Origin of the sequence: Streptococcus suis, assembly GCF_002960445.1 — a bacterium.
GTDB classification, from domain to species: domain Bacteria; phylum Bacillota; class Bacilli; order Lactobacillales; family Streptococcaceae; genus Streptococcus; species Streptococcus hyiners.
This window is the reverse complement of sequence record NZ_POJD01000110.1, coordinates 64,518-77,801: the sequence shown is the minus strand read 5'-3', so window position 1 is coordinate 77,801 and position 13,284 is coordinate 64,518. Positions and strand designations below refer to the sequence as shown.

At 45.1% G+C, this 13,284-nt stretch carries 16 protein-coding genes; 6 read left to right on the top strand and 10 right to left on the bottom strand.

Annotation, left to right across the window (positions count from 1 at the left end; genetic code table 11):
• Positions 1-2 precede the first annotated feature (2 nt).
• Complete coding sequence (locus C1G53_RS02925) at positions 3-386, bottom strand: hypothetical protein (protein WP_105117614.1); 384 nt, start codon at positions 384-386, stop codon at positions 3-5.
• A gap of 176 nt (positions 387-562) precedes the next feature.
• Between C1G53_RS02925 and C1G53_RS02920 the strand changes: the two genes are divergently transcribed.
• Complete coding sequence (locus C1G53_RS02920) at positions 563-889, top strand: helix-turn-helix domain-containing protein (protein ID WP_105114161.1); 327 nt, start codon at positions 563-565, stop codon at positions 887-889.
• Between the two features lie 116 nt (positions 890-1,005).
• Positions 1,006-1,305 carry a YbaB/EbfC family nucleoid-associated protein gene (locus C1G53_RS02915; RefSeq protein WP_105117613.1) on the top strand — a complete coding sequence of 100 codons (300 nt, stop codon included), beginning with the start codon at positions 1,006-1,008 and terminating at the stop codon, positions 1,303-1,305.
• Positions 1,306-1,346: 41 nt separating this feature from the next.
• Here the strand turns inward: C1G53_RS02915 and C1G53_RS02910 are convergent, their stop codons facing one another.
• A complete protein-coding gene (locus C1G53_RS02910) occupies positions 1,347-3,107 on the bottom strand; it encodes a glycerophosphodiester phosphodiesterase (protein WP_105117612.1) in 1,761 nt (586 codons plus the stop codon).
• 79 nt (positions 3,108-3,186) lie between these two features.
• Between C1G53_RS02910 and C1G53_RS02905 the strand changes: the two genes are divergently transcribed.
• Positions 3,187-3,735 carry a GNAT family N-acetyltransferase gene (locus tag C1G53_RS02905; RefSeq protein ID WP_105117611.1) on the top strand — a complete coding sequence of 183 codons (549 nt, stop codon included), beginning with the start codon at positions 3,187-3,189 and terminating at the stop codon, positions 3,733-3,735.
• A 20-nt stretch (positions 3,736-3,755) separates the two neighbouring features.
• Here C1G53_RS02905 and C1G53_RS02900 read toward each other — a convergent pair whose 3' ends face one another.
• Positions 3,756-4,250: a DUF536 domain-containing protein gene (locus C1G53_RS02900; RefSeq protein WP_105117610.1), complete on the bottom strand. Its 495-nt coding sequence runs from the start codon at positions 4,248-4,250 to the stop codon at positions 3,756-3,758.
• A 162-nt stretch (positions 4,251-4,412) separates the two neighbouring features.
• On the opposite strand from C1G53_RS02900, the gene C1G53_RS02895 reads away from it, so the two are divergent.
• The 3 genes from C1G53_RS02895 (at position 4,413) to C1G53_RS02885 (ending at position 8,012) form a co-directional block, all read left to right on the top strand.
• Positions 4,413-5,585 (top strand): NAD(P)/FAD-dependent oxidoreductase, encoded by a 1,173-nt coding sequence (locus C1G53_RS02895; protein WP_105117609.1) that lies wholly within the window; start codon positions 4,413-4,415, stop codon positions 5,583-5,585.
• 93 nt (positions 5,586-5,678) lie between these two features.
• A complete protein-coding gene (locus C1G53_RS02890; protein WP_105117608.1) occupies positions 5,679-6,377 on the top strand; it encodes an ATP-binding cassette domain-containing protein in 699 nt (232 codons plus the stop codon).
• A gap of 9 nt (positions 6,378-6,386) precedes the next feature.
• A complete protein-coding gene (locus C1G53_RS02885; RefSeq protein ID WP_105117607.1) occupies positions 6,387-8,012 on the top strand; it encodes a hypothetical protein in 1,626 nt (541 codons plus the stop codon).
• 138 nt (positions 8,013-8,150) lie between these two features.
• On the opposite strand, the gene C1G53_RS02880 is transcribed toward C1G53_RS02885, so the two are convergent.
• The 7 genes from C1G53_RS02880 to C1G53_RS02850 form a co-directional block, all read right to left on the bottom strand.
• A complete protein-coding gene (locus C1G53_RS02880; protein WP_105117606.1) occupies positions 8,151-9,173 on the bottom strand; it encodes a YeiH family protein in 1,023 nt (340 codons plus the stop codon).
• Positions 9,174-9,182: 9 nt separating this feature from the next.
• A complete protein-coding gene (locus C1G53_RS02875; protein ID WP_105117605.1) occupies positions 9,183-9,506 on the bottom strand; it encodes an AzlD domain-containing protein in 324 nt (107 codons plus the stop codon).
• Positions 9,493-10,194: an AzlC family ABC transporter permease gene (locus tag C1G53_RS02870; protein ID WP_105117604.1), complete on the bottom strand. Its 702-nt coding sequence runs from the start codon at positions 10,192-10,194 to the stop codon at positions 9,493-9,495. The genes C1G53_RS02875 and C1G53_RS02870 overlap by 14 nt, the downstream gene beginning before the upstream one ends.
• A gap of 119 nt (positions 10,195-10,313) precedes the next feature.
• Positions 10,314-11,321 carry a tRNA (adenosine(37)-N6)-threonylcarbamoyltransferase complex transferase subunit TsaD gene (gene tsaD / locus C1G53_RS02865; protein WP_105117603.1) on the bottom strand — a complete coding sequence of 336 codons (1,008 nt, stop codon included), beginning with the start codon at positions 11,319-11,321 and terminating at the stop codon, positions 10,314-10,316.
• Positions 11,311-11,751, bottom strand: coding sequence for a ribosomal protein S18-alanine N-acetyltransferase (rimI, locus tag C1G53_RS02860; protein ID WP_105117602.1), 441 nt, complete (start codon positions 11,749-11,751; stop codon positions 11,311-11,313). Before rimI ends, tsaD begins: the two co-directional genes overlap by 11 nt.
• Positions 11,748-12,431, bottom strand: a complete 684-nt coding sequence (gene tsaB / locus C1G53_RS02855) for a tRNA (adenosine(37)-N6)-threonylcarbamoyltransferase complex dimerization subunit type 1 TsaB (protein ID WP_105117601.1) — start codon at positions 12,429-12,431, stop codon at positions 11,748-11,750. The genes rimI and tsaB overlap by 4 nt, the downstream gene beginning before the upstream one ends.
• Before the next feature lie 101 nt (positions 12,432-12,532).
• A complete protein-coding gene (locus tag C1G53_RS02850) occupies positions 12,533-13,183 on the bottom strand; it encodes a DUF6287 domain-containing protein (RefSeq protein ID WP_153046647.1) in 651 nt (216 codons plus the stop codon).
• Positions 13,184-13,284 lie beyond the last annotated feature (101 nt).

The following is a 13,284-nucleotide window of genomic DNA, read 5'->3' as shown; positions in this document are numbered from 1 at the left end:
CCCTATCGTTTCTTAACCGGTTTATATAAGTACAATCCTCCATAATCATCAACATCCACTTTATAACCCACTTTACGTAACTCCGTAGCAGTTTTGGCTGCAATTTTTTTCTTATCATCATCTGAGTATTGATAATGTGGTGGTAATTTCTTAGCCAATGCTGTAGAATGTAGCACATCCGAAGTTTGCCACTTATGGAAGTAAACTTTGAATTTTTTTGGATGCCATAATCCGCTACCATCAAATACAGTCGTTTTTGATGCTTTCTTAAACTCCTCAACTGCATATTTCTTATAATTTCTATGTAGTTGATCTTTTTGAGCTGTTGTTAAGACTAATTTACTAAAGTGAACTTTTGCTGAAGCAACGGAATAATAGTGAGTCATAAATAACCTCCAAATTGATAGTCCTGAAACATAAAATAGCAAATAAACTATTGCATTCTATAAAACTATTTTATCAGTTGAAACAGTTTTTTACAACTGTTTTGACAAATAACAGTCATATATAGTGGTTTTGTTATCTAATAATACCTGTATGATAGACCATAAGAGGTACTTTCATGGATAATAAACTACAAGACTATATTTCCAAAAGGATTCGCTTATTGCGCATTCAAGAAGGAATGACCCAGATGGAGCTAGAAGAAAAAGCTAATCTCGGCTATAACTACATATATAAATTAGAGAATAAAGCAAATAACATTACTCTATCGACACTATCAAAAATCATGGAGGCTTTGAAGGTCGATATCCCAACTTTTTTTGATGTTGAATTTTCCACGGATCCTGAAATTGAAGAATTGATCCTACTCATGACTGATTTACCTAAGAAAAAGCGCTCAGAAGTAATCCAAGCAATCAATACTCTTGTGAAAACACTAAAATAGAAAACGCATTCGATTGCTTAGCCGAATAAGATACCACTACAACAAACTCACCTTACCAAATTTCCTTTTTTAATGTTATAATAAATCCATAAGATTTTTTAAGGAGAATAGTTATTATGATGAACATGCAGCAAATGATGAAACAGGCTCAGAAGCTTCAAAAGCAAATGGAGAAGAGCCAGGCTGAGTTGGCAGCTACTCAGTTTACTGGTAGCTCAGTGCAGGATTTGGTTACAGCTACTTTTACTGGAGATAAGAAATTGGTCTCTATCGACTTCAAGCCTGAGGTTGTGGATGCTGACGATCTTGAAACCTTGCAGGACATGACCATCCAAGCAATCAATGATGCTCTTGCAAAAGTTGACGATGCCACTCAGAAGAAACTTGGTGCCTTTGCAGGTAAATTGCCATTTTAAGACAGAAAAGACGCGATTGGGCTAGACCCTCGCGTCTTTGTTTATTCAAAATTATAGAGTAAGGACTGCAACTGCAAGAGATAATGATCAGAATAACGATGATCTGTTTGTAATTCTTCCAGCAGTTGCTTTAATTCTGTCATATTGTCTGTAATAATCCCATCCACCTGTAACAAGACCATCTTAGTCATGTGTTCTTGGTCGTTTGGTGTCCAGGCATAGACTGACTTCCCTTTTATCCAAGACTTAACCATAAAGTTCTGGTCTAAGGAGGTAAATTCCATGGTATAACCATCTGCGACGGTTGTCGGATAGATAGAGTTGAAAGGTAGGATAAAAAAGGAGACTAGATTTTTACTGTATTCTTTGACTTGGATAATGGTTCTATAGTCCAAGGACTGAATTTGGTGACCCTTGGCAAGGAGGCGTTGGCCATATTTCTTCAGGAAATTTCGGGTCAACTGTGGCGAGTCGGCGTTTGTCACCTTAATCTCCACCAACAATTTTTGCCCTAGCTCATCCGCCTTATCCAGATAGGTATCAAAAGAAGGGACTAGAGCTGTCATGCCGTTTTCAGATGCAGTCATGGTCGTCAACTCTGCAAGGCTATAATCATGTGTACCTCCGGGATTTCCCGTCAAAGCCATCAGGTCTGTATCGTGCATGACCACAAACTGACCGTCCTTGGTTTCCTGAATATCCATCTCGATATAATCTGGCTGGAGCTGAGAGGTTTTCTCCAAAGCCTCGATAGAGTTCTGCACCGCATTTCCATTGTCAACACCGCGGTGGGAGATAGTCACAGGCAGGTTCTCATAAGGATAGTAAAGCGTCATGGCTCCCTGAACACCAAAGACCAGACTGGAAACCCCTAGAATGGCTAGGCGGAGACGGTGGCGCAGGCGTTTTCGTCGATAGGAGGGCAGTTTTTTGCCGGTCAATAGGCTGATAAATCCCAGCATAAAGAGGGCAACTACTCCATAATAAGACAGTTTTAAAACGGTATAGGAGAAGACCGCTAGTCCAAAGGAGAGTTGAGGAAAGGGTTTTTCTAGGAACAATTGCAGAGCATAGAGCAAGATGCCAATCACCGCAAAAAGAAGGACTGGAAAGGTCACTAGCCAGAAGAGCCGCAAAAGGGACGTCATTTGCTGGCGCCCCTTGGTTCTCTCCCAAGAATAGGCGATGGATTCTTTAACGCTTCGGTGTTCAAAATAAATCTTTGGAAGGGCGTACATGAAGCGGGCTGCCAGCCAAAAGAAGAGGAAAACCGAAAGAAAAATCAAGATGGCCAGCCACAAGGTATTAGAAAAATAATCAATTAGAAACTGTGGAACAACAATCTTATTGAAGTAGTAAATATTTAAAATCCGTCGTAAAAACGGAAGGAGAATGACCGAATAAAAAAGGAGAAAGAGGACCTTAGGAAGAGTACTATGGCGGATAATAGCCAGCATGCTATCTCGCACATCCCGTAAATAATCTGGCAAATGCTTGACCCGTTCATCCAAGAGCTGCCAAACACCCGTAAAGAGCAAGGCGAGTTCTAAGTAGGCGATGGCGATATTGGCAAAAAAGAGTAAGATAAATAGGCCTGTCACCAACAAGTTCTCTGTAAATACCGCAAAAAGATTGGTAGGCGAGAGATAGGCATGGTCCGTCATAGCCAGCAAACTCTCCGAAAGCCAGGAATTGAGGGGTATCCAGACAAATTCCATAAAGGCAAAGAGGGTAAAAAAGAGCAGTAAAATCTTATCTAAATTGTAATAAACTTTCTGAAATGTACGTCGTATCCTTTTCATACACATAGTTTCCCATATTCTACTAGGAATTGCAAGCCTTCAACAAATATGCTAGACTAGAAAAATAAAGGAGGTTCTCATGATTAGGATTTCACCAATGACTGAAGAATATTTGCATACACTTTGGAAAGTTGGCCACCGTCAAGCCGCACCTCGCTGGAAGGAGTTTGCGGCCCCCTATTTTGATGACTACCAAGCCTGCGCCACTTTTGAAGAGTTTCAAGCATTGGAACTTTACCAGTGGCTACAAAAAGATTGTGTCAGAGCAATCCTGGTGGACCAGCAGCCTATCGGCTTTGTGAGCTATTACTGGGAGTGCCAGCCAACACGCTGGCTCGAAATCGGGATTGAAATCTATGACGACAAGGTCTGGGGCAAAGGATATGGCACAGCTGCTCTCCAACTCTGGATTGATACCATTTTCCAGCAATTTGCAGAGTTAGAACACATCGGGCTCACTACCTGGTCTGGCAACAAGGGTATGATGAGAACCGCAGAAAAATTAGGCATGACCAAAGAAGCCCACATCCGCAAGGTTCGGTACTGGCAAGGGCACTATCATGATTCTATCAAATATGGGATGTTAAGAGACGAATGGCTAGAGCATAAGAAAAAATCAAGTTCCTAAGAGCTTGATTTTTTACTTATCTATCTTCCAAATAAACGAGCAAAGAAGCCTTTGGTTTGTACTCCTTCTGCTTGTGCCTTAACCTCTTCCAATTCTAGCTTGAGGACATCCTTGTCTGCCATGGCTTTGAGAGTTAGTTGCTGCTGCTGGTCAAGTTGCTTGTCCTTCTCAGCAATCTGGATATCCTTGACCCGCAACTGTTCATCCTTTTCAGCCAGTTGCTTGTCCTTGGCCTTTAGTTGACTGTATAGACGGATAATCTCAGAGTTTTTCTCATCCACCAAGATTTCCATCATTTCACGGTGCTTCACCTCATCGCTAATCGGCTCATCTTCAAAAATAGTTGTCTTATAGATTTTTTCTAGCTCAATCAAACCTGCACGATTGACTACCGTTACACCCTTGTCATTTTTATCTACAAATTCTTCTGGAAGCGACTTGACGCGATTATTCATGGCCTGACGGCTCACTCCCAAAATCTCAGCTAATTCGCTGACTGTTTTTTCGATTCCCATAATATCCTCGGTACTTAGATTTCTCATAGTTTGTATCATTAAAATATTATCACAAAGCCTATGTTCTGTCAAATTATGGGGAATTTTCACCTAAAAATTCATGGTTTATCTTTTGAGAAATTACTCACAGCCACCTCTGCTATTTTGTGGTACAATAAGGACATGAACACAGTAGATACCATTATTATCGGAGCGGGGCCTGCTGGCATGATGGCCGCTATTTCTTCCAGTTTTTACGGCAAGAAGACCCTGCTCCTCGAAAAAAACAAGCGTTTGGGCAAGAAACTGTCTGGCACAGGTGGCGGACGTTGCAATGTGACCAACAACGGCACCTTGGAAGACCTACTGGCTGGCATTCCTGGAAATGGCCGCTTTCTTTACAGCGTCTTCTCCCAGTTTGACAACCACGACATCATGAATTTCTTTCAGGAAAATGGGGTCAAGCTCAAGGTCGAGGACCACGGCCGTGTCTTTCCGACCACCGACCGTTCCCAGACCATTATCAAGTGCCTGGAGATGAAGATGCTGGAAAATGGCGTGGACATCCGTACAGGGACTGAAGTGGTTTCCGTCCGCAAGATTGATGACCTCTTCCATGTCAAGACCAGCGAGGAGACCTTTACAGCTCCCCAGCTGATTGTCACCACTGGCGGCAAGACCTATCCTTCCACTGGCTCGACTGGCTTTGGTCACGACATTGCCCGCCACTTCAAGCTAGAAGTCACGGAGATTGAGGCCGCTGAAAGCCCCGTTCTGACCGACTTCCCCCACAAGAAGCTCCAAGGCATTTCCCTGGACGACGTCACTCTGACCTACGGCAAGCACGTCATCACCCACGACCTGCTCTTCACCCACTTTGGCCTGTCGGGACCCGCTGCCCTTCGCTTGTCCAGTTTTGTCAAAGGCGGCGAAATCGCATTTCTCGATGCTCTGCCGACCCATTCTGAACAAGATTTGTTTGAGCATTTAGAAGCCAACAGGGAAAAATCCGTCAAGAATGCCCTTGGCGAACTCATGCCAGACCGCCTAGCAGACTTTTTCGCTGAAAACTACGACTGCAAGGTCAAACAAGTTCCAAAAAAAGATCTGGCTGATCTGGTCACCCTCCTCAAAGCCCTACCTATCAAGATTACAGGCAAGATGTCCCTAGCCAAGTCCTTTGTGACCAAGGGTGGCGTTGACCTCAAGGAAATCAATCCCAAAACCTTGGAAAGTAAGAAAGTCCCTGGCCTCCACTTTGCAGGAGAGGTCTTGGATATCAACGCCCACACCGGTGGCTTTAACATTACCTACTGTTTAGCAACTGGCTGGGTGGCAGGGAGCTTGCATTACTAGTTTTTACATCACATTCAAGCAAAAATTTGCTTGAATTTTTTTATTTATTGTTGTATGATAAAGATATAACAATATAACAAAAAGAGATTGGCTATGCAACTGAAACTTTCTTCTATTTCTAAAAAATTTGACCACAAGATTATTCTGGAGGATACCAGCTTTCAATTTGAACAAGGCAAGATTTACGGCTTGCTAGGACGCAACGGGGCTGGTAAGACAACCTTGTTTAACTGCATTGCCCGAAATCTGACCTTAGACAGTGGCAGTATCCAGTTTGTAGAAGGGGAAGAAACTCTTGACTACGATAATACGGACATCGGTTTTACCCAGACCTACCCACAACTGCCTGCTTTTATGACCGCCTTTGAATTTGTCCGTTTCTATATGGACATTCACAAGGATAAACTCAAATCTCCTCGTAATCCAGAAGAATGGCTAAACTTGGTCGGTATCGGAGAAGAAGACCAGCATCGCCTGCTCAAGGATTTTTCCCACGGTATGCAGAACAAGGTCCAGTTGCTCCTTTCCTTGATTGTCCAGCCACCTGTCCTGCTATTAGATGAGCCCCTGACTTCCTTTGACCCTGTGGCTGCCCACGAGTTTAAGCAGTTAATTCGGGAAGCCAAAAAAGATTCCGTCATTATCTTTTCCACCCACATTCTCCAATTAGCACAAGACCTCTGTGATGAGATTGTTTTGCTTCATCACCAGGAATTGCAGGCTGTTTCAAGCGACAAACTCCATGATCCTGACTTTGAACAGGAGATTGTTCAGCTGCTGACAGCAGATTAGGAGGAGCTTATGAAAACCATTCTACGTTATTTTTGGTATCGGGAAAAGTATGCCCTCCATCGCTCCGTCAACGGATTCTTCTACTATCTACGGAAACTGCCACTTGTTGGAAAGAGCATTCCAGAGAGTATTTTCAAGTCTTACAGTTTTAAGTCTGGTCTCTTTTTGATCCTGCACATCCTCTCCATCCCCAGTCGCTTTCTGACCAAGTGCTTCTGGTTGGTTTTTCATTTCTATCATGCTTCTTTCTGGATGAATGTATTGGCCAGTGAGGAATTGACCTTTTGGAATATTCTTCCAGGGACTTGGTTTCTAGGCTTTGTGTTCTGGTTTTTGTTTGTCGGACTAAACTATCGTTTGGGGAAGGGCTTAGACCCAGTTATCTCGAAAGCAGATAGAGAATTTATGCAGAACTTCGGTCTATCACAATCTACCTTTTTGCAAAGTCAACTCTTTATCGAACCTATCCTGACTACCATTTACTATCTTCCAGCCCTAGTTATTTTTTGCCTAATGACAAATCAATGGCTGGTATTTCCTGTCGGTCTGATGACCGTACTAGCAGGTCACCTGACTGGTCATGCTCTCAATCGTTGGTTCTTTGAACATCGTATTTTAACCCGTCGCAATTCTTGGCATGCTTGGCTATGGGTCGCGTTTGTTCTTGTGTTATATGTTCTGGCGATTGTCTTCCGTCATCAGCTCTCCTTAGGCATGCTGGTCCCTATCCTGCTTGTCCAACCATTTCTGATTTGGTTTGGCTACCATTATTTGAAAAGACAAACCAACCACCTTGACTATCTTTCCTATTGCATGGACCAGTCCTTGCAGTTGGACAAGAAAATTGTTGAGATGACCAAGGGCAATGAATATACTCGTCAGGGTTTGCAGATGCAGGCAAAACTCAATATGGAAACTGGAAAAGACCTGTCCCACCTGTCTGGCATGACCTACTTAAACGCTCTGCTATTTGACCGCTACCGCTCCATCCTCACTAAAAAATTACTCTTCCGCTTGGGGTGTCTTTTGGCTATTGTCCTCTTTCTTGAAGGAATCCGTTGGTTTTCAAAAGAGGATATAGAGATAAGCAATGCCAACTACATCGAGGGACTTCCATTTGCTTTCATGGTCATGTATGTGGCCTCCATGGGCAAGGCTGTCGCACAGATGGTCTTTGTTAACTGCGACATTTCCATGCTCCACTATCCATTTTACCGCGAAGCAAAGACCATTATTACAGGCTTTCATTATCGTTTTCTGCAAACTGTAAAATTAAATGCTGCCTTCTCTGGGTCTCTACTATTGGCCCTCATCATCTTTACTAGAGTGCAGCTGCCTATTGAAACCTATCTCCTAACTGCTCTGCTTTTATTGAGCTTGACAGCTCTCTTCTCCTTCCACGACCTTTTTATCTACTACATCCTCCAGCCCTTTACAAAGGATATGGAGGTTGTCAACCCAGTCTATAAATTTCTCAGTGGAGCCCTCTATTGGGTGGCCTACATCAACACCCAGCTAGATCTAGGCAGTCACTTGTACATCCTACTCATTTCCCTGGCTATGATTGCCTATGTCAGCATCGGTTACTGGATTTTATTGAAAAAAGCTCCGCAGACTTTTAGATTGAAGGCATAAAAAAGCAGCCTCTCGCAAGAGAAGGCTGTTTTCTCGTCATTTAGTTTCTCTTTTATTACTTCGTTAACTCGCCTTGCCTAACCTTAGTTATGCCAGCGGCTCGTTGCCTAGTACTAAAAGTAAACTAAAAGACTATATTTACCAAATTCCCAAGATCGCCTGCCAAACCAGTGTTAACAGGGTCACTCCCATCCAACAAGCAAGTCCGACCAGAAGAGCAACTCTACCATTTTTTACCAGGGCCAACACATTAGTCCGCAAGCCAATAGCTGCCATGGCCATACAAATGAGGAACTTGGACAGGGTTTTGAACGGGCCAAAAAAATCCGTCCCCAGTCCAAAGTGACCTGCCATTGTAGTCACCAGACTGGCTAGAATAAAGTACAGAATGAAGGTCGGAAAACCTGCCAAGAGTGACTTCTTGTCTGCCTTAGTTCCCTTCCCTCGAGCCTGCCAAATCGCCAAAACCGTCGTAATCGGGATAATAGCAAGGGTCCGCGTCAGCTTGACCGTCACAGCTGTATCCAAGGTCTGACTGCCCAGGCCGTAAAGACTATCCCAAGTGGCTGCTGTCGCGGTGACCGACGAGGTATCATTGACCGCCGTTCCGGCGAAGATCCCAAAGGCCTGACCCGAATCGGTCGAGAACCCAAGCCAAGTTGCCAAAGTCGGAAAAATCAAGGCCGCCAAGACATTAAAGAGAAAGATGACCGAGATAGCCTGAGCCACATCCTCATCGTCCGCCTGGATAATGGGAGCTGTCGCCGCAATGGCAGAGCCTCCACAGATAGAGGTCCCAACGCCAATCAAGGTCGCCAGATGAGATGAAATGGGCAAGATTTTCCACATCAGAACTGCCAAAAACAAGGCAAAACTGATGGTTGACAGAATAATCGGTAGAGATTGGCGACCGACTGCCAGGACCGCAGATAAGTTTAATCCAAATCCCAAACAAATCACCGCATACTGCAAAATCTTCTTAGAGGTAAAGGCCAAGCCTGACTGAAATGAATTTTTCCTTGAAATGTAAGAGTGCAGGCTCATTCCGATTAGAAGGGCAAAAACAGGCCCACCCACTACTGAAAACCAACTTCCTAAGCACCAGCTAATTCCAGCCAAGACTAGACAAAGTACCATACCTCTGGCATTTTCCTTTACCATAAGCCCCTCCTAAAAAAGCAAGCGGAGGGCAGCAGTCGTCAGAACGCCGACCAGGACAGCCAGGAGGATATTTTTTGTCTTCAAAACCACCCAGAAGGTCGGAAGGAGGGCTAGGCTTTCGACAGGAAGCAGGCTAGGTAGCGAGCCGACTTCTTCGTCCATGATGCTAGAGAGGGTCAGGGCAAAGATAATGGTAATGGGCAGGAAACTGAGGAACTTGACCATGCGAGGTGGCAGGGATTTGTTCTGCGTCAGGACAAAAGGTAGGACACGTGGCAGCCAGGTCACTAGGGCTGACGCCAGAATAATCAGTAAAATGCTAGTTTTTATCATCAATCATCACCCCCACAAAACAGCCCAAAAGCGTCGCCAGAAGCACCGCAACATAGGACGACACCAGCACAGACAGACCGACATAGGCCAGACCCACCGCCAGCAGAATCAGGCCGATTTTTTTCAAAGGAATGGTCCGAGCCATAGCCTCCAGCTGACCTGAGAAAATACCAACAAACATAGCCACCAGGGCAAAATCCAAGCCAAACTGTTCTGGATTTGGAATCAGCCCTCCAATCAGATTACCCAAAATGGTAAAGGTTACCCAAGAAGCGTAGCTCGCAAAGTTGTTACCGTACATCCAGCTTGGGGCAATCTGCTTTTCATCAATGTGTTTCCGCAAGAGAACCGCATAGGACTCATCCGTCACAAAAGAACCAATCAGGATATTAGACCCCAGACTATTGCCCTGAAAAATGGTCGTCGTGTGCAGGCACATGAGGAAATTCCGCAGATTGACAAAGAAAACGGTCACTGCAATGGAAACCAAGGGAGCTCCTGCCAAAATCATAGCACACATGACAAACTGGGCACTTCCTGCATAGACCAAAAGGCTCATCAGCCCCATTTCCACCGCAGAAATGCCGGAATTGACCGATACGACACCGCAGGCTAGGCCAATACTGGCATAGCCCAGAGCTGTTGGGATAGCATCCCGCAAGCCTTCACGAAAATCCTGTTTTTTCATCTTCTCTCCTTTGATATCAATTTATATCATTCTAGTATAGGAGACAATCTCTCCCTCGTCAATAACAAATTGGTACATCATTAGAAAAAGCTGGGCATCAAAATCCAGCTGTTTCCTTCTTACAAATTCTCAAAAGCCAAACTTGGCTTGGCATTTAAATCCCAGCCAGCAAAGTTTTCCTTGTTGTATTCACTGACTGCTGCCAAGGCAATCATGCCTGCATTGTCACCGCAGAGGCGAAGCGGGGGAATGATAACCTCCACATCGGTGATTTCAGCCGCCAACCGCTCCCGCAAGCCTTGATTGGCTGCCACACCGCCCGCTACGACCAAGGTCTTAACAGGGTATTGCTCCAAAGCCTTCTTGGTCTTAGCCATAAGAATATCTAAGACACAAGCTTGGAAAGAGGCTGACAGGTCCACATTGGACAAGGTTTCCCCTTTCTGCTGAGCATTATGGTAGAGGTTGATAAAGGCAGATTTGAGTCCTGAGAAAGAAAACTCTAAGTTATCTTCCTTGATCATAGCCCGAGGGAAATCATAAATGTCCTGCCCCTCATGTGCCAACTCATCGATGACTCGACCAGCTGGATAGGGCAGACCCATGACCCGCCCCACCTTATCATAGGCCTCGCCGACCGCATCATCTCGCGTTTCGCCGACAATCTTGTAGTCGCCCGCCTCTGAGACATAGACCAACTCCGTGTGCCCACCGCTGACCAAGAGGGCCAAGAGGGGAAATTCCAACTCCTTGACCGCACGCGCCGCCATCAAATGCCCTGCCATGTGGTTGACAGGAATGAGTGGCAAGCCATTAGCCCAGGCAAACGCCTTGGCAGCCGAAATCCCGACCAGCAAGGCACCGACCAAGCCAGGTCCATAGGTCACCGCCACAGCCGTCAAGTCCTCTGCCGTCACTTTCGCCTCCAACAAGGCCTCCTCGATACAGGCCGTAATCACTTCCACATGGTGACGGCTGGCTACCTCAGGCACCACCCCACCAAACCGCTGGTGGCTGGCAATCTGGCTGGCAATGACATTGGACAAAAGCTCCGCCTCATTTCGCAAAACAGCCACCGAGGTCTCGTCACAGGAGGTCTCGATCGCCAAAATCAATCTATCTTTCATCACGTTCTCTCTTCATTATCACCGCGTCCTCGACAGGATTACGGTAGTAGTCTTTTCTTTTTCCTATTTTGGTAAAATGCTGGCGTGTATAGAGGGCCTGAGCTGCGCTATTGGACTCCCTCACTTCGAGGAAGATGTCTCCATCCCAGTCCATCACAGCAGCCATCAGTTGACTGGCGATTCCCAACCTCTGAAAATCAGCCCTGACAGCAATCTGCAAGATTTCCATCTCATCCAGCACCGTCTGAACAGCCAAAAATCCAACTAATTCCTGACCCTCATAGGCCAGATAATAGTCTTCGTCCTGACCAGCCATACTGGAGGCAATCTGCTCCAGAGTCCATGGAGATTGCTCATAGACTGACTGCATAACTGCCAAAACAGCCTCTGCCAGATTTGCCTGACCATCGTAGTGTTTAATCTCTATCATACACGTTTGATATAACTTTCTGAGCCAGCTTTGTTATCCTTGAGCCAGTTCTCCTCTGCCTCGACTCGCTTGAGATAGTTGGGCTCAAAGCTGGTGACATCTACTGCTGGCAAGTCTTGACCAATTACCGCCAATTGATAGGCAGACGGCAGACTGGCTTGATACTGAGCAGTCGGCAGAGCTTGTTCGATTTGCTCCATAAAGTTTTCTACTTCTCCGACAAAGGTGATATTTTCCTTGCCAGCCAGGCTAGAAAGCAAGTCTTCAAAAGACCAGTAGCGGTCTGCCTCGACTGCTCTGCCATTTTCATAAACACCTGCATAGACGCAGTTACGGCGGGCATCGATGAGGGGCACCACCAGACCCGTCAGGCTTGGCGGAACCAGGGACTGAAGACTGGATAGCCCCACCAAGTCAATCTTGAGGGTGTAGGCCAGGGTCTTGGCAGTCGCCACCGCCACCCGCAGACCCGTGTAGGAGCCAGGCCCCTGAGCGACCACAATCCGATTCAGGTCTTTGGGCGTCCAGCCCACCTGTGCCACCAAAAAATCGACCACAGGCATGAGGCTGATGCTATGATTTTTCTTAACGGCCAGCAGGGTTTCCGCCTGCAAACGACCGTCCTCCACCAAGGCCACCGACAAGGCTTGGTTAGAGCTATCTAAAGCTAGGATTTTCATAATTTTCTCTTTCTGTACAATGCTACTCCCTATTGTAAGCTATATTGAAGTTTTTTTCAAATAATCAAAAACCTCCTACGATGAGGAGGTTTGTAAATAGGTTATTGGCGGTAAAAAGGATATTCATACATATCTATACTATGACCGATAGCAATACGGTCTACGTTCTCCACAGTTGCATAGTACGGATCTTCCTCTCCAGCTGGAATAATCTTCATAGCTGCGGAGTATGGACCAGTAGCAATGTCCGCATGGATAACTTGGTTTTTTATTGATTGAACACTGAGAATAGAATCTTCTGTGGATTCTGAAAAACGAGCCTTCCCATCATTTTCTATGATCAATACTTCTCCACGACTATTTGCCCAAGTCCCTGCAACACTGGAATAATCTCCATTAGAAATGGCATCAATATCAATTGTAGTTCTACTTGAAACAGTAGTCTGGCCAGTGTCCGTTGCTGTTTGAAGTTCTGTTTCCTTAATTTCGCTATTGCTAGAAGCCACTTGTTCCTCTGAACTTGCTGCCATTTGAGAGCTACTTTCGGTAGTCGTTGAGGTGCTCGAATTTGTATTAGTGCTTGATGATGCCGACTGCCCACTTTGCTTAGTTTCGCTAGTCCCAGTTGATTTCTGCTGACTAGCACTAGTCTGACTAGATTGACTCGTACCTGTATTTACACTTTCTTGTACTTTAGTACAGGCTGTTAGGATACAAGTACAGCACAGTATTGAAACAAATATTTTTTTCATGGTATTGTACCTCCTATTTTTATTTTAAAACATTTTCCATATTCCAATTTTATCAGATATACATCTACCATCGAGTCAACTTACAAATTTACAAGATTATT

Excerpts from the sequence above, each read along its gene's own strand:
- C1G53_RS02895 (WP_105117609.1), top strand. The coding sequence starts at position 4,413 with ATGAACACAGTAGATACCATTATTATCGGAGCGGGGCCTGCTGGCATG.
- tsaD (WP_105117603.1), bottom strand. The coding sequence starts at position 11,321 with ATGAAAGATAGATTGATTTTGGCGATCGAGACCTCCTGTGACGAGACC.
- C1G53_RS02885 (WP_105117607.1), top strand. The coding sequence starts at position 6,387 with ATGAAAACCATTCTACGTTATTTTTGGTATCGGGAAAAGTATGCCCTC.
- C1G53_RS02900 (WP_105117610.1), bottom strand. The coding sequence starts at position 4,250 with ATGGGAATCGAAAAAACAGTCAGCGAATTAGCTGAGATTTTGGGAGTG.
- C1G53_RS02910 (WP_105117612.1), bottom strand. The coding sequence starts at position 3,107 with ATGAAAAGGATACGACGTACATTTCAGAAAGTTTATTACAATTTAGAT.
- C1G53_RS02850 (WP_153046647.1), bottom strand. The coding sequence starts at position 13,183 with ATGAAAAAAATATTTGTTTCAATACTGTGCTGTACTTGTATCCTAACA.
- C1G53_RS02920 (WP_105114161.1), top strand. The coding sequence starts at position 563 with ATGGATAATAAACTACAAGACTATATTTCCAAAAGGATTCGCTTATTG.
- rimI (WP_105117602.1), bottom strand. The coding sequence starts at position 11,751 with ATGATAGAGATTAAACACTACGATGGTCAGGCAAATCTGGCAGAGGCT.
- C1G53_RS02890 (WP_105117608.1), top strand. The coding sequence starts at position 5,679 with ATGCAACTGAAACTTTCTTCTATTTCTAAAAAATTTGACCACAAGATT.
- C1G53_RS02915 (WP_105117613.1), top strand. The coding sequence starts at position 1,006 with ATGATGAACATGCAGCAAATGATGAAACAGGCTCAGAAGCTTCAAAAG.
- C1G53_RS02875 (WP_105117605.1), bottom strand. The coding sequence starts at position 9,506 with ATGATAAAAACTAGCATTTTACTGATTATTCTGGCGTCAGCCCTAGTG.
- C1G53_RS02880 (WP_105117606.1), bottom strand. The coding sequence starts at position 9,173 with ATGGTAAAGGAAAATGCCAGAGGTATGGTACTTTGTCTAGTCTTGGCT.
- C1G53_RS02925 (WP_105117614.1), bottom strand. The coding sequence starts at position 386 with ATGACTCACTATTATTCCGTTGCTTCAGCAAAAGTTCACTTTAGTAAA.
- tsaB (WP_105117601.1), bottom strand. The coding sequence starts at position 12,431 with ATGAAAATCCTAGCTTTAGATAGCTCTAACCAAGCCTTGTCGGTGGCC.
- C1G53_RS02870 (WP_105117604.1), bottom strand. The coding sequence starts at position 10,194 with ATGAAAAAACAGGATTTTCGTGAAGGCTTGCGGGATGCTATCCCAACA.
- C1G53_RS02905 (WP_105117611.1), top strand. The coding sequence starts at position 3,187 with ATGATTAGGATTTCACCAATGACTGAAGAATATTTGCATACACTTTGG.